Here is a 26,742-nt window from a genome sequence, read left to right as displayed (position 1 = left end):
ACCTAAATGAATCATTTAGGTCTCTTTTCTCTTACTACTTATATGGATTGCCAACAGAGCGACAAATTATCCCGACTGATTTACACTGTGATCATGTTCTTTTGTATCGTTCTTCTCGTACCAGAAGTCCAGCACTTGTGCAGACAACACTCGCTGATCTACATACTCCACTTGGTGAGCAGTAAATTCTTCTTTCCAAGAGAAGGACAATTCTTCGCATAGGTTAACCAACGTCAACAACTCAGACCAGGCCACATAGCGTTTATACCAAAAAAACTGAGGATGTTCAATCATATAGGGATACAAATCGTCAAATTCCGTATGCTTACAATCCAAGGCACGCTCAAAGTGTACTTTAGCCGCTGCCAGTTTTTCCAGAAAAAACTGTTCGGTCAATTGTTCTTTCCCCATGTTGCTGCCTCCTCTCCAAAACCTTAACTATATTATAAGCGAAATTGATGCTCATGCAAAGGTTATTATTAGAAATAAGGAACAGGAGTTTTGAATTGTTACTATTCAGCAAACTCAATCTTACCGTCCGCTAACGACGAAATTTTGACCAATGACTCTACACGAATACCCTGCTCACGGATGGTTCTCGCTCCGGCCTGAAAGCTTTTTTCCACCGCGACACCGAATCCAACCAACTCCGCTCCGGAACGTTGAATGATTTTAACCATGCCTCGCGCCGCATCACCATTAGCGATAATATCATCAATGAAAAGAACACGATCATCTTCGTGAATAAATTGACGAGACAGCATAATATCCGTAACAATACCTTTAGTAAACGAAGGTACGCGTTCACACAGCGCGTCTGGATCAGCTAGTAGGGTCTTTTTACGACGAGCGAATACCAACGGGACACCCAATTCCAATGCTGTCGCAAACCCGATGGCAATGCCTGAGGACTCCACGGTCACTACTCTGGTAATCTTCTCTTCTCGGAAACGTGCTGCGAACTCTCTTCCCATTGCCATTGTCAGCTCCGGATCAACCTGGTGATTAAGCAAACCATCCAGCTTCAGCACCTGATCTGATGCAATCACGCCTTCATTTATAATTCGTTCCTTTAATACTTCCATTACATGACCTCCCACGGCATTCCTATGCGGTAAAAGTACCATACTTCACCCGCTGCTTTCAAGCTATAGCTGCTTTCCATCAGGTCATGTGACATTTTTTTTACGCTTATTCCAGAACCATACGATGATTCCTCCCACAACGATTAAAAGAATAACGATCAGCCCTACCCGATGCGTCACCTTCTCCATTAGCTTCGCCACCTGCTCCCAATGCATGCCCACCGCATGTCCAATCCCCAAAAATGTCCCGCACCACAGCAAAGCTCCTGCTGATGCATAACTGATATAGCGAAAAACGCCTAGACGGGTTGTGCCTGCCAGATATGAGGATACATGTCTCAAGCCGGGGACAAAATATCCGAACAGAATTCCCCAGGTACCATAGCGCCCAAACCAATTTTCAGAAGAGGCAATCCTAGAAGGCGTAAGCCTCACCCATTTTCCGTATCGATGCAATAGTGGTTTGCCCAGCAGACGCCCTAGTGTGTAGCTAAGCATCATACCCGTCATACTACCGAAAAATGTGACTGCCAGTGCAGCAATGAAGTTGTAGTGCCCTTGAGACACGAGCCCGCCGAAGGCGATCATTAGCACTTCGTCGGGTATCGGCATACCCGCTACTCCAAGTGCAAGCAAGCCGAACATTGCCAAATATCCGTATTCCAGTATCCATGCAAGGATTTGACCCATAAATTACGCTCCCGTCAAGCTATTCATTAAATTCACTTTAATTATTTTTCAGTCTCATCCAGTCATGTCCTATTTCAGTTGAACATAGTTTGTATTATATGCTCGCTGCAGCGTTATTCAAGCAGGCAAGGAGGGACTGGGGATGAAACGTAATATTCATGTTTTTCAGATTGCTTTTACATACATCGGTACAATCGTCGGTGCCGGATTTGCTACCGGACAAGAAATTCTGCAATTTTTTACGCAGTACGGTCGTTGGGCTACACTCACTATTATGCTATCCACAATCATATTTGTATGGTTGGGTACGAAAATGATGCTGATCGCTCATGATATTTCAGCCAAATCCTACGAGGACCTGAACAAACATCTTTTTGGCGCCAATGCCGGGAAATGGATTAGCTGGTTCACACTCATCGTGCTGATTGGCGTAAACAGTGTCATGCTGGCAGGAGCCGGCTCTGTTTTTGTAGAGCACCTTCACCTGCATTACCAAACCGGACTGCTTATTACACTGATTGGAACTTATTTGCTGCTAAGTAAAGGCATTAAAGCCATCTTGCACATGAACACCGTGGTTGTCCCTTTGATGATCATCATGTCTCTTCTGCTCGTTCACAGCACGCTCTCCATGCCCAATCCTGAGAGTTTTATTACGAATACGACAGATCACAGTACATTTCGAACCTTGCTCTCTCCACTACTGTACACGTCCTTCAACCTAACTATGGCCCAAGCCGTGCTTGTACCCCTTGGCAGCCAAACCTTTTCCCGAAGAACCATCCGCTGGGGCGGAGTTTTGGGAGGAATTGGTGTCGGATTTATGCTTATGGCTGCGCACTTTGCCATGTCAGCGCATATGCCGGGCATTCAGCAATTTGAAATTCCTATGGGAAGCATTGCTTATCGTCTAGGTGCCTTCGTCGAAATCATATACATTCTACTCATTTTCATGGAAATCTTCAGTACCTTTGTGGCCGACATTTACGGAGTCAGTCTGCAAATTCGTCAGCATGTCCAAATTTCGCCCAAGCTCATCACACTATTCATTATGCTCACCTGTTTTTTAATCAGTCAGTTCGGCTTCAGCTCACTGTTATCTGTTCTTTATCCTATTTTCGGGATGCTCAGTCTGATGTGGGTTAGTAAACTGATCATGGCAGGACGCGGGAGACCTTTCCGGTCCTCACGTCCTCACTCCAGCCTTCGGCATTCTGATCCCAAACCAGGTGATACTCGTCATGGTTAGTGTGGAAATTTCAAATACATTTTCTTCAACTCGTTAACCGCCCGACTCAAAGAATAGCTTGATTTAGCCTTATCGCAGGCAGATCTAGCCAGCTCATAACGATAGGCAGGGTCAGCGATGACCTTTTCTAATGCGTCTGCCAGTGCCCTCGGATGATCGGGTGGCACGAGCAGACCATTGACCCCGTCCTCAATCTGCTCCGGTATTCCTCCCACTTCTGTACCTACCAATGCCAGACAACTCAACGCTGCTTCCGCAAATACCGAACCAAAGGCCTCCGCTCGAGAAGGCAAAACAAATACATCAAAGAAAGGCATAAACTCTTCTGGATGAAGGGTATATCCATAAAAAATCGTCTCATGGTATATATCGAGCTGTCGCGCCATCTCTTCCAGCTCAGGGCGAACCGGGCCGTCTCCAATAATATGAAGCACAAATTCCAGATTTCTTTTTTTAAGTTCAGCACAGGCCCGCAATAAAATATCCAGTCCTTTCGCCGGAACAAGGCGGCAAACGGTTATGAGCTGTGTCACTTCATTTTCGTGTGGAATGGGCTTGAAGCGCTTCTCATCATATCCATTCGGAATGACTGCAATGTCTTGCGGATTCTGAACGTAAGGAGTTAAGTAATGCTGAAAAGAATGAGATACGGCTATCAGGCGATCCGCCTTCTGCTCCATTTCCCCGTACAGTGACACCAAGAATTGGTGTTCAGGCCCGTTCTCCTCTATTTTCCCGTTTAGGATTAACTCCTTTTCATAGGAAGAGTGAATCGTCTGTACGAGCGGGATGTCAGGAAAAACAGTTTTCATAGCAATCCCGGCAATGGGATGATGAGCATGAATGAGGTCATAGGGCTTCTGAATACGAAGCCGGGTCCACCACAAATAGTCACGGTACGTCTGAATATATTTTTGAACGATTGGATACTGTTCGTATCTCGTCCAGTCAAAGGTATCAAAAGTTACTTCGTCCCTACCCTTGTTACGAATCCGTTTAGGGATTGAAAATAGCTCCATTTCCCAACGGGGGGATGTAAATCGCTCTTGCAGATATGGAATCATGGATGAAACACCTCCCGGTTGCTCGGGTGGGAAAAAGAGAGCCTGTAGCAATTTCATGACGTGCTTCCCCTTTCAAGCATTAAACTGCCCGGATCACAGATGTATGTATAGGTTTCCGGATTTTCTGAAAGATGATATATTGAGAATAAATGTTAGTCACAAAAGAAAATTATAACATTTTAAATGGGATAAATCCTGTCTATTGTATCGGAACGATATCATCCATTCAATAGATTGACTATTTTTGCAAATGGAGTCGGTGATGTTGACGTTGTTGTCCTTATCGGGAACCTTGGGTTTCCCATCTCTGGCCGGGGCCGTAAGTGCAGCCTGCGGTTTGTATATTATACTCATGATGGCACTGATGTGCGTGATCATATATAGCAGACAACGAAAAAAAGCCTATATCCTTTTTTCGGTTGCCGCTATTATTATTATGACATATGAGGCCATGAATCTCTATTCAGCAGGCGGAGGCAAGATGCAACTGCAAGGAATCGTGTGGAAAAATGTGCTGGAGGCGTCTGCCTTTGTGCTCATCAATGCCGCCGTATTTCAACTATACCGGAAGCTGAAACGTGTGCAGACATGGACCTTGCTGCTGCTGGGTGCGTTATTGATATTGCCGGTTACTGCCTGGACAGCAGGTTTGTTGCCCGCTTGGATCAGCGCAGCGAAACTGATTGGGTTCACTCTATTTTATCGAGTACTGGTGCTTATACTGAGCCTTGTGTTTATCACCCCACGAATCGGGCAGCCAAAGAAGTATGTGGCGGGCTTATTCATGTATTCGCTCTGGCTCGGCTATTTATGGCTGCGAAATGACATCCCTGAAGAAGCTGTCAGATCAAACACAGTCTTATATATGTCATTTTTACCATTGCTGTACTACACTACGTTATTCATCATTCTATTTGAACGAATTGTGGAGCTGCTCCAAAGGATTTATCGTTCTTCCATCACCGATGGCCTGACCGGGCTATATAACCGTAAATATTTTTCGGGGCGACTACGACGATATATGGACCAGGGAATCCGCGTGTCGGTCATTTTTTGCGATATTGACAATTTCAAAAAGCTGAATGATACGCAGGGTCATGCTCGTGCGGATGAAGTACTCAAACAGGTCGCACAGATTATGGAGGATGAACTGGATGAAATCGGACTGACCGGACGATACGGTGGCGAGGAACTGGTCGCAATGGTTGTGGATCGACGGGCCAAGGTTGGACATGTCGCAGAACGTATCCGCGAACGGGTCGCGGAAGAAAGCATTGTCACGATCAGTGTCGGACACAGTACAGTGAAGAAGGAAATGAACCCGGATGAACTGGTGAAACAGGCCGATCAAGCGATGTACATATCCAAAACGACAGGTAAAAACAAGGTTACAGCTTATAAAGCAGCCGAAGTGAAAAAAAGTCGGGCAGCACGCGCACAATAATTTGCAAACTGCGATTCGTTGTTAAAAGTTGAGTTTGAATAATTCTCTGTCTGGTTGTCTATACCATAAAATGACGCACAGGAATCTCATAAGAGCCTGTGCGTCTTTATATTTAATCTCCCCATCAAACTTCTGACGTTGCAGATGCTATATCCCGGCCGATCCATGCCAGTTCTTCACTAGTCAGCTCTCGATAGCTGCCCAGTGGAAGCTGTTCATCCAGCTTCAATGGGCCCATGGCCGTTCTTTTCAAATAGGTCACCTTTTTACCAACCGCCTCGAACATACGCTTCACTTGATGAAACTTCCCCTCATGGATTACAAGCGAAATATAGGAAATGACTTCTCCATCTGCCTGATACGGATGTTCGTGGCGAAGAATGGTCAACTGCGCGGGAAGGGTAACATACCCATCATCCAGTTCCACTCCTGCTGTAAATTGATGAATGTCCTCCTCCGTGACATGCCCCGATACAGTAGCCTCATATGTTTTAAGGACATGCCGCCGTGGAGAAAGTAGTTCGTGCGCTAGCTTACCGTCGTTGGTCAACAACAATAGCCCTTCTGTATCTTTGTCTAAGCGTCCTACTGGAAAAGGCTCAAAGTGTCGTTCCTCCGCGCTCAGCAAATCCAGCACCGTCCGCTCCCTTGTATCTTCGGTTGCAGATATAACGCCCGGTGGCTTGTGCAGCATGATGTAAATATACTCCCGAAAAACAACACGTTCCCCGTTCACTTCGATCTGATCCTGGTATGGATGAACCTGTAAGCCGCTATCCTTGGTGATCCTCCCGTTTACCGTGATCATCCCTTGCTTCACCTGTCGCTTGATATCACTACGGGAGCCATATCCCATATGGGTTAAAACTTTATCCAAACGTTGCGTTTGTCTCCCTTTTCCACTCATACCGATGTCCACCTCCAACCTGTAGGGTATTCATTTTTGAGCATGCCGTCCTGCCACTTGCCCCACCCAGCGGAATAACCATCAATGCACACGAGAGTATAGCCTTTGGGCTGGACTTCGTTCCGCAGTGCCATTCTCTCAACGGGGATGGACAAGGTCTCCCCTTTTAAATACCGGATGGCCTCAGCATCTGAACTGGAGAGATTGATGCTTCTAGCCGCCTCTGAAGGGCGTAATGCCACCGCCAGCGGGTGTGAAGGCACAAAGCGACCATTCTTGTCGGTACCCATAAACCAGCCTGGTCGCACCACCTTAAGGCCGTCCAAACGATGGGATGCCAATGGCGACTGATAAATACGATCTCCATAGACCACCGTATAGCCTGTAAAGGACACCTCAAGCTGATCCTTCACAAATTGGTGATAGGACTCCAGCACATCTTGTGGGGAGCGTGCAGCGGATTTTACATTCTCTTTGCCAGAACGAGACTTATTGCCACCCAAGCCGCGCGCGGACTTTCCTTTACCGGACTTCCCGTCCATTCCTTTTCCACTTCGTTTAGGCTCACCAGTCGCATGTCTTCCTTGACCGCTTGGCGTCAGTGCTTCCTTGACGGACAAAAACTGCTTTTTCCGTGGATACGCTGCATCTATGTTCAATGCCCTGTCATTCTTGCCCTCAAATGGAGTCAAATCCCCGGATTCAGTGTGATCTTCAGTTCCAGTGACACGACCACCTTGGTGTTGCAACACAGCGATAAAATGGCCTTCTCCCTCTACGAGATGCGGCCAAAGGCGTGCTGTTCCCCGCAGTTCGGGATGTGAGGCCGCGACCTCTTCACTCATCCATTCCGGGTGGCCTGGTGCAAAACCTGACTCCGATGGAACAGGGACTACGTCAAAATCGGGATGAGCCTCCAGAAATTCTGCGATCATTCCTTCATTTTCTTCTGGCGCAAAGGTGCAGGTCGAATAGACAATTCTCCCTCCTGTGCTCAGCATCGAGGCCGCTACACGCAAAATGTCCCGTTGCATGACTACACATTTATCCACCGAATGCGTTTCCCATTGTTTTGCCATATCCTCATCTTTACGGAACATACCTTCTCCCGAGCAAGGTGCGTCAATTAGTATCTTGTCAAAAAAATGAGGAAAGGCATCGGCGATTCGATCCGGGCTTTCATTCAGTACCACGGCATTACGCACACCGTACAATTCCACATTTTTAGCCAACGCTTTGGTTCGGTCCGCGCTAATATCATTGGTCACCAATACGCCGCTTCCTTGTAGTTTGGCAGCTATTTGGGTCGATTTCCCGCCCGGTGCAGCGCACAAGTCCAATACAGCTTCATTTTGAGCTACATTGAGCAGTTCAACCGGAGACATTGCACTCGGTTCCTGTATATAGTACAGTCCCGCATGGTAGTAAGGATGTAACCCCGGCTTCGTACCGTGCGGAATGTAAAAACCCGTGGCACACCATGGAATTGGCCGCAGTTCGAACGGAGAACGTTCCTTAAAGTCCTCCACCGGAATTTTTAACGTATTGACGCGAATCCCGGCATGGGGCGTGTGGTCATAGGCGGTCATAAATGCTTCAAATTCGTCGCCGAGCAGTTGCTCCATGCGCTTTACAAATGCTGTGGGGAGCTGTACACCCATAATCGTAATCATCCTGTCCTTTTAAAATAAATTTTATTGTACCATATTCAACCTGTTATCCTGCAATATCGGTGTGATTTACAAACTTTCACTACAATCTGTAATGTTGTATAATAATGAGATTCATAGCTACATATTTTGAATTTTGATAGGAGAGATTGCATTGAACGCACAAAAATCCAACAAAAAAAAGCTTATACCTGTCATCGGCTTTTTTGTTGTGCTGGTCATTTTGCTTGGAGTGCTGCTCGCTTTGAATTCAGGTACTAAAAACAAGCTGTATGGCGTTTCCACAGCCTCGTTAAATCCCGCTACTCAAGAGCTGCTGAATGACCCGAACTATCAGCAAATTATTAAGCCGGAAGATCTAAAGAGCAAAATTGATAAAAAGGAAAACTTTTTTGTCTATCATTTCGCGTCCGACTGTGTGCATTGCCGCGCCACTACTCCCAAGCTCTTGCCTTTGAGCAAGCAGGAGAACATCACGATGCACGAATTTAACCTGCGTGAGTATGAGGATGGCTGGGACAAGTATAAGATTGAGTATACCCCTACGCTCATTTATTACGAAAAAGGCGTGGAGAAGGAACGTATGGTAGGCGGGTTGAAGGAAAATCCTTCTGACAACGGGTACACACTCGACGATTTCAAAGCCTTCTTTGAGAAATATAAAAAGAACGTAACCTCCTAGTCAAACGTTCACACACCTGAAGAAAACAAGAAAACGATAAAGCAGCCCGATCCTCATGAAACGGATCGGGCTGCTTGCTAATCACGCGCTTCAAACTCAAGGCGCATCCTTCGTTTCCGCTGAGACAGAGCCTAAGCCGCCAGCGGCCTGTCTTCGCCTAATAGAAGCTTTCAGCGCCTGCTGACGCTGCTCATGCTTTTCCCCACGCCGAGGACCTCTCTGCTGCGGGATGTTGACTGGAATGGACGACGATGCCTTCTCCACGGCCCGGCGCAACCCGGGCTCGACGATTTCAATCGTCAAATCCCGATAAACCGGCGGTTGGTGCTGAAGCTCTTCCGTGCCGGTCATAACAGCTCCAGCAAGCTGACGGGCGCAAACGCGCGCCTCTTCCACCAGCTTCACCATATTAATGCCCAGCGCCTGCGAAGGAGCATGCTCCAACCGGTGAACCGCACTATCCAGCATCATATGTCCCCCACGATAGTTACCATTCCGAAAATGATACAGCCCTACAGCAACTTGCAGCAAACCTTTATATACAGGGTCACGGTCCAGCTTAAGCCACAGCTCTTCCAGTACCTCATGACATTCAAAGTAATCCCGATCCCGATTGAAGTATACCAAATAAGTCACGTACAGCGGTTCGTAGGAAAGGTGTGCCATTTAATACTCATCCCTGTCTTCTTCCTTGGTAGAGGCTTCTAGCATCTCCTTGACCTCATCGTGAAGCAGCTTGATTCCTTCCATGTCGTGCCGTTCCCACAGTTCATTAAATCTGCGCTGCGCATCAATCGTTTCACTGATCTTATGGTAGAAATACAGCCGATGCATGCCTGTTAGCACTTTGGATACGATATTGGCTTCATCCTCGAACTTTTTCTGCGCTTCCAATATTTCAAGACGCATGGAAGACATCTCATTATCCAATACAAAGGCTGCCTCAGCTGCCTTTTTCAACCGTGTGCGCATATTATCAGGCAAGCTTTCACGATACTTATAGCTAAGAGAATGCTCTATGGTTGCCCAAAAATTCATAGCCAAAGTACGGATTTGAATTTCTGCCAACACGATTTTCAGCCCGACTGCTGTCTGAACCGGATACTCCACAATCATATGAAAGCTGCGATAGCCGCTGTCTTTATAATTGGTGATATAGTCCTTTTCATACAGTACGGTCAAATCCTTACGTCTTCTGATATATTCGGCCACCCGCCGAATATCCTCTACAAATTGACACATAATGCGAATGCCTGCAATATCCTCGATTCCCGTCTCCAGCTGATCAGAAGGAACCTGTAATCTCTTCGCCTTATCGAGGATGCTTGATATTTTTTTAACCCGTCCGGTTACGAATTCGATAGGAGCGTATTCCTCGCGCTTTTTCAGCTCCGCACGCATTGTTTTGAACTTGACCTTAAGCTCTTCCACCGCCTGATCGTATGGCAGTAAAAATGTTCCCCAGTCTCTTCCGTCCATCCCCGTACCTCCTGTCTCTTCCGACAACACTTTTTTATCTGTGATCTGCACCAACAGCCTCGGTAATGTGTCTAAAGCCGTCCTTTCGAAGCAGCTCACGCAGGCCAGCATGTATAGCTCTATTTACTTCCGGCCCTTCGTAGATCAATGCTGTATAAATTTCAATCAGACTTGCGCCTGCTTTAATTTTGTCATAGGCATCACGACTCGTGAAAATACCGCCTGATCCGATAATAGGCAGCTTACCTTCCGTCTGGCGGTACACCCGTCCGATGACCTCTGTGGAACGGTCACGCAACGGCTTACCACTCAGCCCTCCTGTTTCACTCGCATTTCGGTGCGTCAGACCCGCTCTGGATATCGTTGTATTGGTCGCAATAATGCCGTCTACTCCACTGGCAGCAATCGCATCTGTCATATATTCCAATTCCTCATCCGATACATCTGGCGCAATTTTAACCAGTACAGACTTGGCATTGCCATACTTTTTCGCCTGGACTCCCATCTCTGCCCGAACCGCTTCCAATAACGACTTCAGTTCATCACCATGCTGGAGCTTTCGTAAATCCGGCGTATTCGGCGAGCTAATATTCACTACAAAGAAGTCCGCATACGGATACAGTGCGGAAATACACTTTTCATAGTCCTTATGAGCATCCTCATTGGGCGTGATTTTATTTTTGCCGATATTAACTGCGACCGGAACAGGTCGATGTTTGAGTGCAGCCAGACGCTTGGCCATGCTCTCAGCACCCAGATTGTTAAAGCCCATCCGATTGACTAATGCCTCATCGGGAGGCAGTCGGAACAAACGTGGCCGATCGTTACCGGGCTGTCCCACAGGTGTCACCGTTCCCACTTCCATAAATCCAAACCCGATGGAAGAAAAACCGGTAACCGCTTCTGCATTTTTATCCAGTCCTGCAGCCAGTCCAATCGGGTTGGGAAAATGAATGCCAAACAGATCAACGGCAAGATCCTCCGTTTCCTTGACTCCGTACATTCCTCGCAGTGTCGCTGCTCCACCAGGAAGTGAGCCCGCATGTTTTAAACCGTCAATGACTACATGATGGGCCGTCTCTGGACTCATTTTAAAAAAAACAGGTTTCGCAATCCTTCGATACAACACGATTCATCCACTCCGTTCTATGCCCTTGCACAATCCTAAAAAAACATCTCTACAAAATAGTTTAGCTTTTTCCATACCAAAAAGAAAGTAATTTGCGAGGTGCAACATCAGAACAATTCAGTTGTCATGGAGATGTCATTGAAAATGTATAATCAAACCATTTACAATGGACATAGTAAGACAAGACCTTAGCTCGTTAGAAAAGAGGGATTGCTGATATGAAGACCAAGCGCAAGCCGCCCAGTCTGCAAAAGAAAAAGGATGAGGTGAACAAGAAAGCGATTGTATGGACCGCCGTCAGCTTTGTTCTCCTCATCATTGTAATTATTCTGGTCATTGTTTTAGCACAAGCAGGAAATCGTTAAACACCAAGTAGCAATAGCATCAAAATTTTAATTTAGCCAGTGATAGGTTTTGCGGGGATTCGTCTGGTCATGCTGCGGCTCACTTGTAAATCGAGAACCAGGCACAAGCACTTGATCAGGCAATCCCCCGTTACCAATGACTACCTCCGTACCCGAAGGTACGAGTGCAAACAATTCCTCCACATCCTCTTTACCCATTCGGACGCAACCCAACGACTCATTTTTGCCAATGCTGTCTGGCTCGTTCGTGCCATGAATGGCATAATTCGTTGCAGACAGTTGCATTCCACGGCTACCAAACTCACCGTTGGATTTGCCGTTCGGATTTACTACTTTATCGGTAATCACAAATTTCCCTTCTGGTGTTCTTTCTCCACCCAAACCGATAGGATAATTCCGAATAAGTACATTGCCACTTACCAGGGCGAGCCTATGCTTGGATTTGTCCACCACAATTCGCAGCGGTTGCCCCAGAAAAGGCCGTCCGTGCAATGACGATGCCAGTAATGGACTGCTTCCGGCTGACGAGTCAGCGTCTAAATCTATTGCCTTCCCTGTTCCCTTTCCTGGTGAAGCAAGTAAATTACGCATAGGTGTAAAAGCCTTCTTCATCCCGTCTGTCGTACCATACATCGTGTTAGCGGGAAAGTCTCGAGTCAGTTCATCAAGACTCTGGGGAAGACGTTGATGCTGTGAGCGAAAAGCACGCATGGAGCTATTCAGCACAGCTAATTCCTCCTGTCCAGCAGCCCATTTTAGACCTGCTTTGCGAAGATTTTCACTGTCTGACGGCTTACAAGCACACGCAGCTACGTCGTAAGACTGAACAGCTAATCCGCCGTTTCCTTTGTTCTGTACACTAAGTAATGGTTTCATGCCCTCTCTCCAGAGCAGCCACGAGCCCCCTTGCTCCATGCCCAACACCGTAGTCTTGGATGGCAGTCGGCTAGTCTTAGCCAACATATCAGTAAGCCCCGTTCCAGCTTCACTCCCTTTTCGAGCTTGAGCCGTAAACACACCACCAACCACACCGATCTGGGCCATCTCCTTCGGATCAGCAGTGGCCACTTTCGTAACTTCAATATTATCAATTGCTGCCTGCTCAGTTCCGGATGGATCAAATGTATTCTCATTTGAAGGTCTCGGTGAATTAGCTGAAGGAACCCATATGAGCAGTAGTACCATTAACGCAGTTAACAGGTGGCGTGTTCGAGCCGTCCTTCGCTCCTTCTCCTTGGACATCTGAACCAGTTTATCCTGATATTCCATCCATACGTCTGCCGGAATCTGTTTATGCTCGAAGGCTTCGAACACTTCTCCTGCGCGATTGAAGCAATAATTTGCTTTGCCCTCCTGACCGCTGCTCTCATACTCTTTGCCGAGTAAATACCAGGCCATTTTATTATCAGGGTGTTTTTTCACATACGATTTAAGATGAGGCGAATGGTTCATCGGATCCTCCTGATCGTGTAATCTTGCATACTTCCTATTATGTATATCGGTAAAAATAGACTTGATGGACAGCACATAAGAAAAACGTCTATCGACGTACTTTCACAGAAGCCAGACCGCGCTTGGCAGAAGTTTTTCTTGCGGTTATAGAATGGTTCAGCTCCGCTGAATCATTCTATAACCTAAAAAAACAGCACCAACAGCTTACTTTCACCGTTATACGGCGAAGGGAACTGTCGGTGCTGTGCCTATCAAAGAAGCCTACACTTAACCTTCTTTATTGAACGGCTCGTCTGCTACTTTAATGGAATCCGTAGGGCAACCGTCACAAGCATCCTGCATATCATCAAACAGGTCTTCCGAGATCGCCTTGATGCCTTGGTTTGCATCCCCTTCAAAAATCACTTCAGCCAAACCTTCATCATCATAATCATAAATGTCTGGTGCTGTAGCGCCACAGGCTCCGCAAGCAATGCATGTATCTTTTTCTACCCAAGTGTATTTAGCCATAACTTTTCTCTTCCTCCTATACAATCAAACAAACCAGCTTTTGCATTCTATTCACATATTAATACAAACCCAATATTATTACAAATTATTTTCCTTTATCCTTCATGCAAAAAATGCTTATAACGCAAGCTTGTGATGCTTGCAATAATCTATCCAATAGTTCATTCCGGAGTTGGTAGATTGTCTTTTTGCAGCGAAGTTCCGCGCAACTTAGAGTTGCGAAGAAGTACCGAAGGATCATCTCCCAGCATCCCAGCGGTCAAAATTGCATTTTCACCAAACTTGTCGCGCAGCGCATCCATCGTCTTCAATAAGCTTTCTTTCTTGGGCTGATCCTGGTATTCAAATAGATCCATTTGAACGGCCGCTTCCTCCTTTGGAATGAGCTGCTGTAGCGTAATCCCCAGCAAGCGCACAGGCTTATCTTCTCCCCAATGGCGACGATATAACGCACAAGCTTCCTTATATATGTCCTCTGCACTTTCCGTAGGAGTGCTCCTGACTTGAGAACGCGTAAAGGTCTTCATATCCGGCGTCCGAATCGTCAATTGTATACCTCCTGCCAGCATACCGTGTCGTCGAAGCCGCCGGGCTACCTGATCACTAATGTTAAGAAGTACCCGTTGGGCTTCTTCCAGCTTTACCACATCCATAGGTAGGGTAGTCGTGTGACCGATGGATTTGTTTGGCTCCCGTTCAGCGCTGACTGGAGAATGATTAATCCCGTTAGCAGCCAATTTTAACCACGAACCCGTCACACCAAATACGCCAACCAGCATATGTTCATCAGCCTTAGCCAGTTGCCCAATGGTGCGAATGTTCATTTGTAGAAGCTTATCGGCCGTTTTGCGGCCCACACCAAACAATTGACCACAAGGAAGGTTCCACAAAATGTTGGGTACATCACGCAAACGTAGAACAGAGATCCCGCGCGGTTTTTTCAGATCAGAGGCCATTTTGGCCAGCAACTTGTTGGGAGCAACTCCAATTGAACAGGGTAAGCCCAGTTCGTCTTCTACTCTGCGCTGGATTTCCTCAGCAATTTCCATAGGTGTTCCAAACTGTTTGGAGCCAGAAATATCCAGATAGCACTCATCAATTGAAGTTGCTTCCAGCATAGGCGTATACGAATATGCAATGCTCATAAATGCTTTGGAATAACGACGATACAAGTGAAAATCAGGCTGTATTACGATGAGCTGTGGACAGATCCGGCGAGCCTGCTGAACGACCATTCCTGTTGAAATGCCCAATCGTCGGGCTTCATAAGAGCAGGTTACAATTACACCTTTGCGCAGCTCACTACTGCCTGCCACCGCGGTAGGCAGTCCCTTATATTTCTCTGGCTCCTCCGCGGCATGAACGGAACAATAAAATGCGTTCATATCCACATGCAGAATAACTCGCCCGCCAACCGGATAATAAGCACTGACATCTTTCATGCTCAACCCTTCTTTTATCTGTAAATTCACCCGTCATCGCGGGAATATGTGTTTTGATTTTATACTTGAGATACCCTTAAGTACTATTTCTATTTTACATAAAAAATAGAGGTTTTGCGGCTAAAAATGATAATTATATATTACAATTGAAGTCATAAGTTGATATAATCGACTAACATACGAACACGACAAACTAACGCTTTCCTGTTTTTAAGCGTTAAACAACTAAATTAATGTGCTTAAAAAAGCAGAATATCACCAATCTGAGCAATCCGCAAAGGAGGAGTCCCTCATGTCCACCGCTATTTCTATCTTTGACACAACGCTGCGAGACGGCACTCAAGGAGAAGGAATTAGCTTGTCTGCTGACGACAAATTGAAAATCGCCAAAAAACTCGATGATCTCGGTGTTCATTATATTGAAGGCGGGATTCCCGGAAGCAACAGCAAGGATATCGAATTTTTCAAACGGGTACAAGAACTGGGCCTTCGGGCAAAGATTGTCGCCTTCGGCAGCACGCGCCGCAAAGATAGCATCGCAGCACAGGATGTCAATCTGCAACGAATTCTGGAATCCGGCGCTCAGGCTGCTACACTTGTGGGTAAATCATGGGATTTTCATGTACACACTGCCTTACAGACGACACTGGAGGAAAATCTGTCTATGATTTATGACTCCATCGCCTTTTTAAAGCAAGGGGGCATGGAGGTTATTTTTGATGCCGAACATTTTTTTGACGGATTTAAAAACAATCCCGAGTATGCAATGGCCGTTATGAAAAAAGCTGAAGAAGCAGGCGCGGATTGGCTCGTGATGTGCGATACAAACGGCGGTACCCTGCCGCATGAGATTCAGGAAATTGTCACTATGCTGCAAAGCCAGATAACGAGGTCACAGTTGGGTATTCATACACACAATGACTGCGAATTGGCAGTAGCGAACTCTCTAAGTGCTGTACAAGCAGGCGCAAGGCAGGTTCAGGGTACTATCAACGGATACGGTGAACGGTGCGGTAACGCTAACCTGTGCTCCGTCATTCCTAATTTGCAACTAAAGCTGGGCTACGACTGTCTAGATACTGAGAAGTTAAGTCAACTCCACAATACAGCCCGCTTTGTGAGTGAAGTCGCCAACGCCAATATGCCTGTGAACCAGCCTTATGTTGGCAATGCAGCTTTTGCCCATAAGGGGGGCATTCATGTGTCAGCCATTCTGCGCGACTCGCGAACTTATGAGCACATCGCTCCTGAACTTGTGGGGAACAAGCAGCGGGTCTTGGTCTCCGAACTGGCCGGGCAAAGCAACGTGGTATCCAAAGCGCAAGAGCTGGGCATCACCCTTGACCCATCCAGTGATGAGGCACGTGGCGTAATTAGCCGCATCAAGGAACTGGAGCATCAGGGATACCAGTTTGAAGGCGCGGACGCTTCGCTGGAACTGCTCATTCGTGAAGCAGGTGGTGAAGTGAAGGAAATGTTCTCTTTTGAGTCCTTCAAAGTGCTGGTAGAGAAAACAGCCGGTCGCCCGGTCGTATCCGAGGCATTCTTGAAACTGAATGTCGCAGGGACGAGTGTCTATACCGCAGCTGAAGGCAACGGTCCTGTCAACGCGCTCGATAACGCACTCCGCAAGGCTCTTTCTCAATATTTCCCTGCTTTGCGTGACATGCATTTGGCTGACTACAAGGTACGTGTGCTTGACGAAAAGGATGCCACCGCCGCCAAGGTACGTGTGCTCATTGAGTCTAAAAATTACGAGGACGTCTGGAGTAACGTAGGCGTATCCGAAAATGTAATTGAAGCCAGCTGGGAAGCTCTCTTGGACAGCTTCCGTTACGCATTGTTGGAAGCACCAACTCCAACAAACGATCAGTCAGAGCTTACTCATCATGGATTAGTTAATCATTAATCAGTTGCTCGCATGAGCTTATAAGGTGTCTTTGGCGGTCTACTCGGCCCCCAAAGACACCTTCTTTTTTTGAAGAGTTTCTATTTTGCGTTCCAACTCCTTCTCACTGAGCATGCCGATGATGATTTCGCGGACCTGTCCATGAGGATCAACCATTACATGAGTCGGAAAAGCCACTCCTCCAAATCGTTCAAACAATGCTCCTTGTTCATCAAGTAAAATGGGAAATTGGAGATCCAAAGAGCGGGAAAACTTGTGTACATCCTCCAATCGATCATAACGAGTTACATTGATACCATACACCTCTACATCATCTTTGTACTTACTATACAACTCATTCAGCATAGGCGCTTCTAATCGGCACGGATCGCACCATGAAGCCCAAAAGCTAATAACCAAAGCCTTATTGCGCGTGGCCCCTACATCGTAGGTCTTGCCGTTTAACCCCTTTAAAATCATAGAAGGAAGCCGTTGACCAAGTTTTTCTCTACCATCCCCCTCTTTTAATGGTGCATATTTCATGGACAGGGTTGCTGCATAAGTTGTATTTGCAATAACTCCCCATGAAGCCCCAACCACAACCAGCATAATCATCACTCTGATGAAAAGAAATTTTTTCACAGTCTTATCACCTGTCTTTCATCTAAATGACCCTTACCTTCTCCATAGGATGCCCATACTGTTCCCACCTCTAACCTTCTAAATCTGAACAAGACGCAAAAAAAAGCAACCCCACGAAATCGCGAACTTGCTGTTTTATGTGTATATGAATGCTATGCCTTGCACTGAATCAGGCATGACTTAAATGCGCGTAGACATCTGCCAAATTGATCACGTTACGCTTCAACATTTCCTGAACATACGCAACCCACAGCTTAGCCGTCATTTTCGCATCCTCTAACGCATGGTGCCGCCCTTCAATCGGAATGGATTGGGAGGCCAACAATTCATCCAAACTGTAGGTTTGATGTTGCTGTGGCTCGAGCCATTTGGCAAGCATCATCGTATCCAGAACACGATGAGTCAATTGGACTTTAGATGTTTTCCATAATGCAGCATTCAAAAAGGCCTTATCATGAGCGCTAGCATGTGCTACAAGTACTCGCCCACCTACAAAGGACATAAAGTCGTGCAGTCCATTCATAAGTGGTGGAGCTTCATCCGTCATTTCCCGGGTAATCCCAGTCAGTTCGGTAATGTGCTCAGGAATCACAGTCCGTGGATTAACAAGCGTATAAAACTGCTCTTTTTCCATAATCATGTCCCCAACAACCCGAATCGCCCCGAACGATAAAATCTCATCTCCATGCTGTGCTGAAAATCCCGTTGTCTCCAGATCAAAAACTACCGTCTCCAAACGATCCAGCGGGGTCCGCAATACTTCAGAGCGCCGTTGCTCCCGGGTTAAGGAGCGAATAAACGCCATCTGTTGAGCCGTAGGAGCCCCCATTACAGATGCGATCGCAGACGGCACTCCTCCTCTCCGGAGAGCGCTCCAGAAGCCACTTCCCTGCGCTGGTTCCTTCATGACCTTCTCCCTTCCATAAATCGCAACTGCCTTTGCAACGCACGATGCAGCCGTCGTACCGTCGAAAGCGCCTCGCGCAACTCATGCCAGCCTTTACCTTGTTTCAGCGGCTTTACAGCCAGGTAACCATTGCTGACCAGCAATCCATCATTCTCCTTCAATGGCGTAGCCATTCGTAGCCGAAGCGCAATCCGAAAGGCACGCTCGCAAGCATCGAGTAAAGGCGACGGTGCCGCTTCCAGTGATGCGAGACGACTGAGCCTTTTGAAGGTGGAGGTTTCCTCTACACCATGTTGCAACGCCAAAAAACGGACTGCGTTCACCAGCGGAATGTACAACCCGTATTTCACATCAAAATCGCCCGCATGCTCACCGAAGCGCTCGGTAACAACCTGACCTAAAATATTAAGTGTCGCTTTATGCCTCACCGTGTTCCTAAGTACCGCCGAGGGTAAATCAGGATGTTTTCGGAACAACTCATAAAAACTTCGTTTCCAGTTTGCAGATAGTCGTTCATCTCCAGCGATATGCCTCATATCAGACGAGATAATCAGATAACGGATCGGCTCCCAAGCAAAATCGTCCGACCATTTTGTTAGCTGTTTTTGCCATTCAGATAATGTTTGACGCCATAACGGCTCCGAGCACATTACTTTCCCCTCACATTTGGGATATCCCAAATACTCTAACATCGCAGACACTTTGCGACCAAACTCTCTAAAATATAATTCTTTGTCAGCAGATATTATGTCACTGATAATCATACCGTTATCCTGGTCACTCCACAGCGTCGATTCCGAGCGCCCCATGCTTCCGAAGGCTATAAATGCGTAAGGGACGGGAGGAGGGCCGAAGCCATCCTCAACCATCCCTTTTTCGCACATTTGTACAGCTCTGGCCGCGATGCGGTCATGCATTTCATTCGCCGTTTGTAACCAGTCTGATAACGGAGCGGAGGCTTGGGAAGCCAGCAGCCATTTTTGAGAGTCGACCCTGGCCTGCCTTAGCGATTCAGGTGTATCTGCATGATCAATCGCTTCGGCGGAACTCACCCAAGGTGCCATATTTTGCAGTTCCATACTTCCATCTCCTCCGCTCATCCATACTGGTTCTTTATATTTTACATATTAGTTCACAATTCCAGAACGCTTTTCAGCCTCAGCAACCAACTTCATTTGCTCAGGATAGCCGTACGTACCGTGTTCACTGATATCCAATCCCATTGTTTCTTCCTCTTCCGTAACGCGAATACCCATAATTACTTTCATCGCACCCAGAATAATGAAGGAAATGACGAATACGAAAGCCAAAGTGCCAATCAGTCCAAGCAGCTGCACTCCTAATTGGGTAAATCCACCACCATAGAACAGACCCGCTTGACCTACACCAGTTATTTTTACAAGCTCAGGAGTAGCGAAGAACCCTGTGGACACTGCGCCCCACATCCCTGCAACACCGTGCACGGAGAAAGCATATACCGGGTCGTCTACTCTTGCACGCTCGAACCATTGCGCTGTGAAGAAAGTAACGATCCCTGCAACTGCACCAATGACCAGTGCCGCCCAAGGTGCTACAAAGGCACAAGAACCAGTAATAGCAACCAAAGCCGCCAGCACACCATTTAGCATAGCAGGAATATCTGCTTTTCCATATACCATCCAGGATACGAGCAAAGCGAAAACCCCACCTGCCGCAGCAGCAATATTGGTAGTCAAGGCCACATATCCAAAGAATCCGTCGTTCATAGCCGATACAGCACTACCCGGGTTAAACCCAAACCAACCAAACCAGAGAATAATAACACCCAAGATAGAGTACACCTGGTTATGACCAGGGATAATGTTCGGCTTGCCATCTTTATTGAATTTGCCCAGACGCGGTTTGAGCAGCAGCGTAGCGACGAGTGCCGCCGTAGCGCCTGTCAAATGGACTACCGTCGAACCGGCATAATCCTGCATTCCCAATTTACCAAGCCATCCGCCGCCCCACACCCAGTGAGCTACAACCGGATAAATCACGATGGAGAACAAAATACCGAAAATAATGTATACACTTAATTTTGCACGCTCTGCCATCCCCCCACATGCGATAGAAAGTGATACCGCAGCGAAAGCAAAGTGGAACAAAAACATAATTGTAATCGGAACATCCAGACCCGAGAGAGCATCAAACGATGCAGCCGCATCCGTACCACTCATGAAGAAACCCGTCAGTCCCATAAATCCGTTTCCGCCATCATTACCAAAGCCGAATCCAAATCCAAGTGCCCAGAAGGACAAAGCCGCAACACCCGTGGTGAGAATCGTTTTACCAGCGACATGACCCGCATTCTTCATTCGTGTCGAGCCTGCCTCCAGCAATGCAAATCCCGCTTGCATAAAAAATACAAGTATAAATGCCAAGAACGTAAAGGCCGTGTTTAGCCCGGCTTGAAGTTGAATATTTGTCGGACCGTCAGCAGCAAACGCACCTACCGGAAAAGCTAATACTGTCAGCATGGCCAATAATACAACTAACCACTTTTTTCTCATGAAGCCCACTCCCTCGAATGTTAAGTTTCTTTACATTTCGTGAAATTCTTATTGTCATTATAATCAGAATACATGAAAGTTGACAAGATTTTTTTTATTATGTTAAAAAAATATGGTTCCAAACACTCCATGTCATATTTACTAACTATAAAAGTAGCTTGTTTCTGTTCAAAAAAAGCATAACGTTTGACTGTATGGTTGGGAATCATGTAAAATATTCTTTATAAACACTCCGTTTGCAAATGCTAATATTGAAGGTTGAACGAAGAGCGCGAGGTGAAGACAGATGGGGATATGAAACTGTATCGAATTGGTGAGCTAGCCAAGACAGCTGGTGTCAGCGAACGAACTATTGATTATTACACAAAGCTTGGTTTGATCACACCTGAAGAACGATCATTGAAAAATTATCGGCTCTATAATGATGAAACCTTAAACAGGCTTGAACGTATTAACCAAATGAAACAAGAGAAGTATAGCCTAGAGGAAATCAGACAGACACTGATTAAATGGAACTCGGTTGCGGGGGAAGAGCACGTCACTGACAAACTAACGAGTCTGGAGATGCACATGCAGCGTCTAGAACGTGAAGTCAATGAACTACAGCCTCTCTTGGGGCAGCTCAAGCCCGTTCAAGCGCGCAAGTTGCTTACTGGTCTACTACCACAAAGCGCTGCTTGTATCGAAGCTCTGAAGTATCTGCTGGAGCATAGTTCTATGATGTAGATACCCGGGCTAGTATGATGAACAATATTGGAGGGTTGCTTTATGATGGGTATGTATATATTGATTATTCTTGCGTTCGGATTATCCTTATGGGCGCAATTCCGTGTAAAAGGTACTTTTAATAAATGGTCTGATGTCCCAAATGAAAATGGGTTGACCGGTTATGATGCAGCTCGGCATATGCTAGATCGCAACGGTTTGCATGATGTGCCTATTGAACCAGTACCTGGTGCGTTATCTGACCATTATGATCCAATGCAAAGAGTCGTACGGCTGTCCGAGCCCGTTTATTATGAAAAATCCATTTCCGCAGTTGCCGTAGCTTGTCACGAGGTTGGTCATGCCATTCAGCATAAAGAGCATTATCCCATGCTGGCACTCCGTCACCGGATCTTTCCGATCGTAAACTTCGCTTCCGGGATTGCACCGTTTCTGCTGATTGCCGGTTTTTTATTCAGCTACACGAACCTGATTGGCTTGGGTATTATCTTTTTCTCAGCTACTGTTGCTTTTCAATTAATTACATTACCGGTTGAATTTAATGCTTCCAACCGGGCCCGAGAAATTATGGTTTCCGAAGGGTTTATCCGTAGTGATGAAGAACGGGGTATAGCCAAAGTATTAAATGCTGCTGCATTAACTTATGTGGCTGCAGCTCTTGTTTCCTTGCTGGAACTAATCCGCTTAATCGGTATCTTCAACAGCCGGGATTAATTGCTTGTGTTGCAAAAAAAGGTTGTTCCTCTACCAAGTTAACGGTAGGGAACAACCTTTTTCTTTATCTAAAACCAATCAGCTATACTCACTGCCTTAAATCCGTTTTTGCACTTCCGTTCGGAGTAGCAACACTACCTTTAAGGCCAAAATATTGCAACAAAAAAGTTCGGAATGACTTTGCAACTAATGGCAATTTATCATCTTTGCGATGAATCAAGCCAATAGTTCGCGTGACTTCTGGATCAACAATTGACACTCTTGCAGGTTGAAGCGGGTTGGTCTGAAACAACGCCATTTCAGGCAAAAGACTGACTCCCATACCAGCCGCAACTAATCCGCGAATCGTATCTGTCTCCTCACCTTCAAAAGCGATATCCGGCGTAAATCCTGCCTCCAGACAAGCCTGCCAGACAATCGGACGTAACGAATATCCATCTCTGAACAGGATGAATTTTTCTCCTTTAAGCTGGCTCAGCGTGATATGTTTGGCCGTAGCTAAAGGATGATTGGGCGGGAGAACAGCAAACAGCTCCTCGGTCAGTACCACGTCCCCCTCTACATGATCATGACGATCCGGAAAAGGAGATACAAAAGCCAAGTCCACCTCACCCGCTAATACATCACGAATTAAACTCGGATACATCCCCTGCTTAAATCTAAATTTAACATTGGGATACCGCTTTCGGAATTCAGCCACCACCGTAGGAATAAGATGAATCCCCAAACTGTGCGGAAAACCGATGCGGATTTCGCCCCCCTCAGGATCCAAAAACTCATGAACTTCCAAAACAGCTCGCTCTAGATCTTTTATTATCGTCTCAACCCGTTTGCAAAATAGTTGTCCCACTGGCGTAAGCTGCAAATTGCGACCTTTTTGCATAAAAAGATTGACTCCCAGCTCCTCTTCAAGCTGATGAATTTGCCGACTTACCGCAGATTGCGCCACATGTAGCTCCTCGGCTGCCTGAGTGACATGTTCTTTTTGCGCTACCTTCATGAAGTATTGTAACTGTCGTAATTCCACTCCGATATTCGCTCCAATCTGTTTTTCAACATCCGGAAGAAGACGTCAATCGAACATCATCATCTTTCTTCCCTGCTAACTTACGGTAAAACTGTCTTTAGTGGCGTTTGCGCTGGCCAGTCAATCTAATCAATAATCCATACATGAAAAAACCACTGAGCAATCCCCCAAAGTGAGCGGTCCAATTAATGTTCGCTACAGCAAAAGAAAACAGAATACCAAACCCAAGCAGCGTGTACAGCGTTTTGCGCGAAGCATCGTCCATCAAGGAACGTTGGAACAAGGCAACGTACAGAAACGCCCCATAGATGCCATAAATCGCTCCTGAGGCTCCTACAGAGACTGTCGTTTCCGCCACCATGTTGTAATGGGCAATGGACAGTATGTTCCCTACAATACCCGTGACCAGATACAATAACACATAGCGGAAGGACCCCAGCAAACGCTCCAGCGGAGGAGCGAAGACGAGTATGGCGAAGGAATTGAACAGAAGATGATCAAACCCTGCATGTAAAAACATGGCTGATACATATCGCCACAGTTGATCAGTGAATGGCGCTTCATTAATCAAAGCTCCATATCGGATCAGCGTCAAACTATTTTCCGATCCACCCTGTACGGTGAGTACAATAAACATCACAATATTAATAAGCAAAATCAGACAGGTTACTGGGTAAAACCGCAAATAACTTTTCCAGTTCTCATAACGTAAAAAAATCAAGGCAATCCTTCTTTCATGGGTGTCTCCACCTTATTCAAATTGGACAATGTCTTTTATAAAAGATTATAATAGATTTCGGCAACGATAACCAATGCTAAAAACCAAGGAGGCTATTACATATGGCACAAGAACGTACAGGAGCTGCTACTTTTAAAGGCAATCCTTTGACACTCTTAGGTCCTGAACTGAAGGTTGGAGATCAGGCACCTGATTTCAAATTACAGAAGAACTTGCTAGAAGCAGCTACGCTCCAAGACTTTGCAGGCAAAGTCAAACTGATCAGTGTTGTTCCTTCTTTGGATACAGGTGTGTGTGACGCACAGACTCGACGTTTTAACCAGGAAGCTGATTCCCTTGGGGATCAAGTCGTGGTGCTGACTGTCAGCGTCGATCTGCCTTTCGCTCAAGCTCGTTGGTGCGGTGCTGCCGGTATTGACCGCGTATTGACACTGTCCGACTATAAGGACCATTCCTTTGGCGAAGCTTATGGTGTGTTCATCAAGGAATTCCATTTGGATCATAGAGCTATTTTTGTGATTGATCAAAATGACAAAATTGCTTACGTAGAATACTTGAGCGAAATGTCCGAACACCCTGACTATGACCAAGCGATTGCAGCAGTGAAAAAACTCGTCTAAATCAAGACTGCATATTAAAAAAGCGAGTGAAGGGTTGCCTTCCTCGCTTTTTTGACGTTTGTCTGCCACATCACTGCTCACACATCTACAATCACTGCACGACCTTATGAGCAGACAGCTTCTTGTCAATCACAGCGAACAGTTGCAAAATGATACGGTAATTTGCGCCCAAGTCCCCTAGCGATCCGCGTGAAGCAGAATAAATATCCACCGCACTCCGAACTGGCGAGACGGACAATATGGAAACGGTAATGTCGACAGTTCTACCGAACGCCGTTCGCTTCTCTAACGTAATCTCACCTACGGATGCCACCTCATGGAGTACCTTGTAGCCAGGAATTTTTTTTAAAATAGATGATACTTCTTCCCAAGCCTTGTCTCTCGATAAGTTATAATAGCGTGTCTTCATTTGGGGGTCCTTGACCCGGTCGCTTGTACCTTCTTGGCTGCGCACAATCCCTACCAGAGTCCTCTTCAACGACAAGACATTTCCTCCTTCACGATAATCGTTGCCATAATACAGCACATCGGTTTTCTGCTGCAAGCGCTTTATAAAACGTTAAACAACAAAAAGTTAACCGACCATACCTGTGGTATGCGACCTTAGTACCTCATGTCTTAGTTTAACATTGTTGCATACAAAAAACACCCTGTTTCTGCACGAAGCATGAACAGAGTGTATTCATTATCTTTGGAGTACCCGCCGATGCCGTCCGACCATAGCGTCTTCTGAACCTGCTTTAGCAGGTGGGTGACCGCAGAATAAACTTTTGAAGTCCCCTTGTCAGGAATTGACAGGGCTTTTCAGCTATTCATCCGTATAGATCTCCCTAGACATTGTCATTGGTTCAAAACAACAAATGACCGTAACGTGCATCGCAGGATGTGACCTTATTATAGCGCTTCTCACTCAGAAAGTAAATGCTAGGAGAAATATGTTTTATTTTTAGAGGTTATCACTTTTCTTGTCTTCAATGCTTACCGTATCTTCATCTTTCTGCTTCATCTTTTCCATTTGATCCTGCATTTTGAGGAATGTTCCATAAAAATTAAAGAAAGCGAACCAGGCAACTACGCTACCAATGAAGAATAAGAAAAGCACAGGATATTTGACTCCGATAAATATAACAACGGCGCTGCCGAGCATGGTGGAAAATACACGGAATGGTCGAATCAGCGTTAGTAAAACCGCATTTTTGATAATTTGTCCGGTAGACATATGATAATGAGCCACCATCGAAAAGAAGTTAAACATAGACACAAGCAAAATAATGATAAGAATGAGCATAATTACGCCCACGATTTGCAAGTTGCTGAGTTGTGTCATATATACGGTATAATCCACATACATGATGACAAACAGTAACGTGTAAAAGATACCCCCGATCAGACTCTGCTTATAGTTCTCTTTGTACCCTTTAAAAAAGGTACGAAACACGCCTGTATCGGTATCCCCCATTACCCATTTGCGAACCACTGTGAACATAGCCGATGTGGCTGGAAATAAAGTAAGCGGTGCCAAAACAGCCATCGCCCAATTCATTTGTAAAGATTCATTAGCCAAATTCTGATTCATTACAAGTAATTTCAGTATGAGGCAGAACACAAAAGGCGACGAACATAACACCCATAACAAATTTGTAGCCGCCAATCGGGTAATCCACTCGGTCAGGCGGTAAATACCACCCATAGCTCCTTTAAACTCCAATGTCAGTCTCTCCCTCCGCAAGCCTTGGCAGTTCCAAGACTCATGTTGCTATGCCTATAAATTCTGGCTCTT

At 46.1% G+C, this 26,742-nt stretch carries 28 protein-coding genes and 1 other RNA gene; 8 read left to right on the top strand and 21 right to left on the bottom strand.

The features are described from left to right. Positions 1 to 66 precede the first annotated feature (66 nt). The 3 genes from NSQ68_RS09285 to NSQ68_RS09275 form a co-directional block, all read right to left on the bottom strand. The gene (locus tag NSQ68_RS09285) at positions 67 to 411 is read right to left on the bottom strand and encodes a hypothetical protein (protein WP_007429850.1); all 345 of its coding nucleotides are present in this window, start codon (positions 409 to 411) and stop codon (positions 67 to 69) included. A gap of 101 nt (positions 412 to 512) precedes the next feature. After that, the gene (locus NSQ68_RS09280) at positions 513 to 1,085 is read right to left on the bottom strand and encodes a xanthine phosphoribosyltransferase (RefSeq protein ID WP_039270032.1); all 573 of its coding nucleotides are present in this window, start codon (positions 1,083 to 1,085) and stop codon (positions 513 to 515) included. A gap of 84 nt (positions 1,086 to 1,169) precedes the next feature. Then, the gene (locus tag NSQ68_RS09275) at positions 1,170 to 1,775 is read right to left on the bottom strand and encodes a DedA family protein (protein WP_342428662.1); all 606 of its coding nucleotides are present in this window, start codon (positions 1,773 to 1,775) and stop codon (positions 1,170 to 1,172) included. Between the two features lie 142 nt (positions 1,776 to 1,917). On the opposite strand from NSQ68_RS09275, the gene NSQ68_RS09270 reads away from it, so the two are divergent. Then, positions 1,918 to 3,024 (top strand): hypothetical protein, encoded by a 1,107-nt coding sequence (locus tag NSQ68_RS09270; protein WP_307349546.1) that lies wholly within the window; start codon positions 1,918 to 1,920, stop codon positions 3,022 to 3,024. Here the strand turns inward: NSQ68_RS09270 and NSQ68_RS09265 are convergent. Further along, positions 3,021 to 4,145 carry a glycosyltransferase family 4 protein gene (locus NSQ68_RS09265; RefSeq protein ID WP_307349544.1) on the bottom strand — a complete coding sequence of 375 codons (1,125 nt, stop codon included), beginning with the start codon at positions 4,143 to 4,145 and terminating at the stop codon, positions 3,021 to 3,023. The genes NSQ68_RS09270 and NSQ68_RS09265 overlap by 4 nt on opposite strands. 205 nt (positions 4,146 to 4,350) lie before the next feature. On the opposite strand from NSQ68_RS09265, the gene NSQ68_RS09260 reads away from it, so the two are divergent. Continuing rightward, a complete protein-coding gene (locus NSQ68_RS09260) occupies positions 4,351 to 5,532 on the top strand; it encodes a GGDEF domain-containing protein (RefSeq protein ID WP_342428661.1) in 1,182 nt (393 codons plus the stop codon). Positions 5,533 to 5,656: 124 nt separating this feature from the next. Here NSQ68_RS09260 and NSQ68_RS09255 read toward each other — a convergent pair whose 3' ends face one another. Both NSQ68_RS09255 and NSQ68_RS09250 read right to left on the bottom strand, forming a co-directional pair. Next, on the bottom strand, positions 5,657 to 6,439 hold the full coding sequence (locus NSQ68_RS09255) for a pseudouridine synthase (protein ID WP_342428660.1): 783 nt from the start codon (positions 6,437 to 6,439) through the stop codon (positions 5,657 to 5,659). After that, entirely contained in the window at positions 6,436 to 8,100 is a 1,665-nt protein-coding gene (locus NSQ68_RS09250; protein ID WP_342428659.1) for an RsmB/NOP family class I SAM-dependent RNA methyltransferase, read from the bottom strand. Before NSQ68_RS09250 ends, NSQ68_RS09255 begins: the two co-directional genes overlap by 4 nt. Before the next feature lie 163 nt (positions 8,101 to 8,263). Between NSQ68_RS09250 and NSQ68_RS09245 the strand changes: the two genes are divergently transcribed. Next, positions 8,264 to 8,791 (top strand): thioredoxin family protein, encoded by a 528-nt coding sequence (locus NSQ68_RS09245; protein ID WP_342428658.1) that lies wholly within the window; start codon positions 8,264 to 8,266, stop codon positions 8,789 to 8,791. Positions 8,792 to 8,887: 96 nt separating this feature from the next. On the opposite strand, the gene NSQ68_RS09240 is transcribed toward NSQ68_RS09245, so the two are convergent. Genes NSQ68_RS09240 through NSQ68_RS09230 form a run of 3 tightly spaced genes read right to left on the bottom strand, consistent with a single transcriptional unit; the run spans position 8,888 to position 11,399 of the window. After that, positions 8,888 to 9,457, bottom strand: coding sequence for a DUF309 domain-containing protein (locus NSQ68_RS09240; protein ID WP_342428657.1), 570 nt, complete (start codon positions 9,455 to 9,457; stop codon positions 8,888 to 8,890). After that, entirely contained in the window at positions 9,458 to 10,270 is an 813-nt protein-coding gene (locus NSQ68_RS09235) for a GTP pyrophosphokinase family protein (protein WP_023988035.1), read from the bottom strand. 34 nt (positions 10,271 to 10,304) lie between these two features. Continuing rightward, positions 10,305 to 11,399 carry a quinone-dependent dihydroorotate dehydrogenase gene (locus tag NSQ68_RS09230; protein ID WP_029516721.1) on the bottom strand — a complete coding sequence of 365 codons (1,095 nt, stop codon included), beginning with the start codon at positions 11,397 to 11,399 and terminating at the stop codon, positions 10,305 to 10,307. Between the two features lie 218 nt (positions 11,400 to 11,617). On the opposite strand from NSQ68_RS09230, the gene NSQ68_RS09225 reads away from it, so the two are divergent. After that, positions 11,618 to 11,764 (top strand): hypothetical protein, encoded by a 147-nt coding sequence (locus tag NSQ68_RS09225; protein ID WP_023988033.1) that lies wholly within the window; start codon positions 11,618 to 11,620, stop codon positions 11,762 to 11,764. 27 nt (positions 11,765 to 11,791) lie between these two features. Here NSQ68_RS09225 and NSQ68_RS09220 read toward each other — a convergent pair whose 3' ends face one another. The 3 genes from NSQ68_RS09220 to NSQ68_RS09210 form a co-directional block, all read right to left on the bottom strand. Further along, on the bottom strand, positions 11,792 to 13,216 hold the full coding sequence (locus tag NSQ68_RS09220; RefSeq protein WP_342428656.1) for a L,D-transpeptidase: 1,425 nt from the start codon (positions 13,214 to 13,216) through the stop codon (positions 11,792 to 11,794). 267 nt (positions 13,217 to 13,483) lie between these two features. Beyond that, a complete protein-coding gene (locus NSQ68_RS09215; RefSeq protein ID WP_013309730.1) occupies positions 13,484 to 13,726 on the bottom strand; it encodes a ferredoxin in 243 nt (80 codons plus the stop codon). Positions 13,727 to 13,887: 161 nt separating this feature from the next. After that, positions 13,888 to 15,168 carry a DNA polymerase IV gene (locus NSQ68_RS09210; protein WP_342428655.1) on the bottom strand — a complete coding sequence of 427 codons (1,281 nt, stop codon included), beginning with the start codon at positions 15,166 to 15,168 and terminating at the stop codon, positions 13,888 to 13,890. Positions 15,169 to 15,460: 292 nt separating this feature from the next. Between NSQ68_RS09210 and cimA the strand changes: the two genes are divergently transcribed. After that, positions 15,461 to 17,077 carry a citramalate synthase gene (gene cimA, locus NSQ68_RS09205; RefSeq protein WP_342428654.1) on the top strand — a complete coding sequence of 539 codons (1,617 nt, stop codon included), beginning with the start codon at positions 15,461 to 15,463 and terminating at the stop codon, positions 17,075 to 17,077. Between the two features lie 39 nt (positions 17,078 to 17,116). Here the strand turns inward: cimA and NSQ68_RS09200 are convergent, their stop codons facing one another. The 4 genes from NSQ68_RS09200 to NSQ68_RS09185 all read right to left on the bottom strand — a co-directional run bounded on the left by NSQ68_RS09200 (position 17,117) and on the right by NSQ68_RS09185 (position 21,136). Next, a complete protein-coding gene (locus NSQ68_RS09200; protein WP_342428653.1) occupies positions 17,117 to 17,698 on the bottom strand; it encodes a TlpA disulfide reductase family protein in 582 nt (193 codons plus the stop codon). 169 nt (positions 17,699 to 17,867) lie between these two features. Then, positions 17,868 to 18,605, bottom strand: a complete 738-nt coding sequence (locus tag NSQ68_RS09195) for an exonuclease domain-containing protein (protein WP_342428652.1) — start codon at positions 18,603 to 18,605, stop codon at positions 17,868 to 17,870. Beyond that, on the bottom strand, positions 18,602 to 19,684 hold the full coding sequence (locus NSQ68_RS09190; RefSeq protein WP_342428651.1) for a DUF294 nucleotidyltransferase-like domain-containing protein: 1,083 nt from the start codon (positions 19,682 to 19,684) through the stop codon (positions 18,602 to 18,604). The genes NSQ68_RS09195 and NSQ68_RS09190 overlap by 4 nt, the downstream gene beginning before the upstream one ends. Before the next feature lie 48 nt (positions 19,685 to 19,732). Next, positions 19,733 to 21,136, bottom strand: coding sequence for an ammonium transporter (locus NSQ68_RS09185; RefSeq protein WP_307349503.1), 1,404 nt, complete (start codon positions 21,134 to 21,136; stop codon positions 19,733 to 19,735). A 294-nt stretch (positions 21,137 to 21,430) separates the two neighbouring features. Here NSQ68_RS09185 and NSQ68_RS09180 point away from each other — a divergent pair, with 294 nt between their 5' ends. Then, positions 21,431 to 21,862, top strand: a complete 432-nt coding sequence (locus NSQ68_RS09180; RefSeq protein ID WP_049816952.1) for a MerR family transcriptional regulator — start codon at positions 21,431 to 21,433, stop codon at positions 21,860 to 21,862. 42 nt (positions 21,863 to 21,904) lie between these two features. Further along, positions 21,905 to 22,576: a zinc metallopeptidase gene (locus NSQ68_RS09175; protein ID WP_023988023.1), complete on the top strand. Its 672-nt coding sequence runs from the start codon at positions 21,905 to 21,907 to the stop codon at positions 22,574 to 22,576. An 88-nt stretch (positions 22,577 to 22,664) separates the two neighbouring features. On the opposite strand, the gene NSQ68_RS09170 is transcribed toward NSQ68_RS09175, so the two are convergent. Together NSQ68_RS09170 and NSQ68_RS09165 are read right to left on the bottom strand one after the other, a co-directional pair. Next, on the bottom strand, positions 22,665 to 23,603 hold the full coding sequence (locus tag NSQ68_RS09170; protein ID WP_342428650.1) for a LysR family transcriptional regulator: 939 nt from the start codon (positions 23,601 to 23,603) through the stop codon (positions 22,665 to 22,667). A 97-nt stretch (positions 23,604 to 23,700) separates the two neighbouring features. Beyond that, positions 23,701 to 24,324: a rhomboid family intramembrane serine protease gene (locus tag NSQ68_RS09165; protein ID WP_029516712.1), complete on the bottom strand. Its 624-nt coding sequence runs from the start codon at positions 24,322 to 24,324 to the stop codon at positions 23,701 to 23,703. 119 nt (positions 24,325 to 24,443) lie between these two features. Here NSQ68_RS09165 and tpx point away from each other — a divergent pair, with 119 nt between their 5' ends. Further along, the gene (tpx, locus tag NSQ68_RS09160) at positions 24,444 to 24,962 is read left to right on the top strand and encodes a thiol peroxidase (RefSeq protein WP_023988020.1); all 519 of its coding nucleotides are present in this window, start codon (positions 24,444 to 24,446) and stop codon (positions 24,960 to 24,962) included. 91 nt (positions 24,963 to 25,053) lie between these two features. Here the strand turns inward: tpx and NSQ68_RS09155 are convergent, their stop codons facing one another. From NSQ68_RS09155 to NSQ68_RS09145, 3 genes are all read right to left on the bottom strand, one after another. Next, a complete protein-coding gene (locus NSQ68_RS09155) occupies positions 25,054 to 25,446 on the bottom strand; it encodes a DUF1499 domain-containing protein (protein WP_013309718.1) in 393 nt (130 codons plus the stop codon). 209 nt (positions 25,447 to 25,655) lie between these two features. Further along, a non-coding RNA gene (ssrS, locus tag NSQ68_RS09150) (6S RNA) lies at positions 25,656 to 25,850 on the bottom strand. A gap of 58 nt (positions 25,851 to 25,908) precedes the next feature. Beyond that, positions 25,909 to 26,670 (bottom strand): DUF624 domain-containing protein, encoded by a 762-nt coding sequence (locus tag NSQ68_RS09145; protein WP_307349496.1) that lies wholly within the window; start codon positions 26,668 to 26,670, stop codon positions 25,909 to 25,911. Positions 26,671 to 26,742: the final 72 nt, after the last annotated feature.

The organism is Paenibacillus sp. FSL L8-0158, assembly GCF_038592965.1.
GTDB lineage: Bacteria > Bacillota > Bacilli > Paenibacillales > Paenibacillaceae > Paenibacillus > Paenibacillus polymyxa_D.
This window is presented reverse-complemented; position numbering and strand designations above follow the sequence as displayed.

Excerpts from the sequence above, each read along its gene's own strand:
- NSQ68_RS09285 (WP_007429850.1), bottom strand. The coding sequence starts at position 411 with ATGGGGAAAGAACAATTGACCGAACAGTTTTTTCTGGAAAAACTGGCA.
- NSQ68_RS09280 (WP_039270032.1), bottom strand. The coding sequence starts at position 1,085 with ATGGAAGTATTAAAGGAACGAATTATAAATGAAGGCGTGATTGCATCA.
- NSQ68_RS09275 (WP_342428662.1), bottom strand. The coding sequence starts at position 1,775 with ATGGGTCAAATCCTTGCATGGATACTGGAATACGGATATTTGGCAATG.
- NSQ68_RS09270 (WP_307349546.1), top strand. The coding sequence starts at position 1,918 with ATGAAACGTAATATTCATGTTTTTCAGATTGCTTTTACATACATCGGT.
- NSQ68_RS09265 (WP_307349544.1), bottom strand. The coding sequence starts at position 4,145 with ATGAAATTGCTACAGGCTCTCTTTTTCCCACCCGAGCAACCGGGAGGT.
- NSQ68_RS09260 (WP_342428661.1), top strand. The coding sequence starts at position 4,351 with ATGTTGACGTTGTTGTCCTTATCGGGAACCTTGGGTTTCCCATCTCTG.
- NSQ68_RS09255 (WP_342428660.1), bottom strand. The coding sequence starts at position 6,439 with ATGAGTGGAAAAGGGAGACAAACGCAACGTTTGGATAAAGTTTTAACC.
- NSQ68_RS09250 (WP_342428659.1), bottom strand. The coding sequence starts at position 8,100 with ATGGGTGTACAGCTCCCCACAGCATTTGTAAAGCGCATGGAGCAACTG.
- NSQ68_RS09240 (WP_342428657.1), bottom strand. The coding sequence starts at position 9,457 with ATGGCACACCTTTCCTACGAACCGCTGTACGTGACTTATTTGGTATAC.
- NSQ68_RS09235 (WP_023988035.1), bottom strand. The coding sequence starts at position 10,270 with ATGGACGGAAGAGACTGGGGAACATTTTTACTGCCATACGATCAGGCG.
- NSQ68_RS09225 (WP_023988033.1), top strand. The coding sequence starts at position 11,618 with ATGAAGACCAAGCGCAAGCCGCCCAGTCTGCAAAAGAAAAAGGATGAG.
- NSQ68_RS09220 (WP_342428656.1), bottom strand. The coding sequence starts at position 13,216 with ATGAACCATTCGCCTCATCTTAAATCGTATGTGAAAAAACACCCTGAT.
- NSQ68_RS09215 (WP_013309730.1), bottom strand. The coding sequence starts at position 13,726 with ATGGCTAAATACACTTGGGTAGAAAAAGATACATGCATTGCTTGCGGA.
- NSQ68_RS09210 (WP_342428655.1), bottom strand. The coding sequence starts at position 15,168 with ATGAAAGATGTCAGTGCTTATTATCCGGTTGGCGGGCGAGTTATTCTG.
- cimA (WP_342428654.1), top strand. The coding sequence starts at position 15,461 with ATGTCCACCGCTATTTCTATCTTTGACACAACGCTGCGAGACGGCACT.
- NSQ68_RS09195 (WP_342428652.1), bottom strand. The coding sequence starts at position 18,605 with ATGAAGGAACCAGCGCAGGGAAGTGGCTTCTGGAGCGCTCTCCGGAGA.
- NSQ68_RS09190 (WP_342428651.1), bottom strand. The coding sequence starts at position 19,684 with ATGGAACTGCAAAATATGGCACCTTGGGTGAGTTCCGCCGAAGCGATT.
- NSQ68_RS09185 (WP_307349503.1), bottom strand. The coding sequence starts at position 21,136 with ATGAGAAAAAAGTGGTTAGTTGTATTATTGGCCATGCTGACAGTATTA.
- NSQ68_RS09180 (WP_049816952.1), top strand. The coding sequence starts at position 21,431 with ATGAAACTGTATCGAATTGGTGAGCTAGCCAAGACAGCTGGTGTCAGC.
- NSQ68_RS09175 (WP_023988023.1), top strand. The coding sequence starts at position 21,905 with ATGATGGGTATGTATATATTGATTATTCTTGCGTTCGGATTATCCTTA.
- tpx (WP_023988020.1), top strand. The coding sequence starts at position 24,444 with ATGGCACAAGAACGTACAGGAGCTGCTACTTTTAAAGGCAATCCTTTG.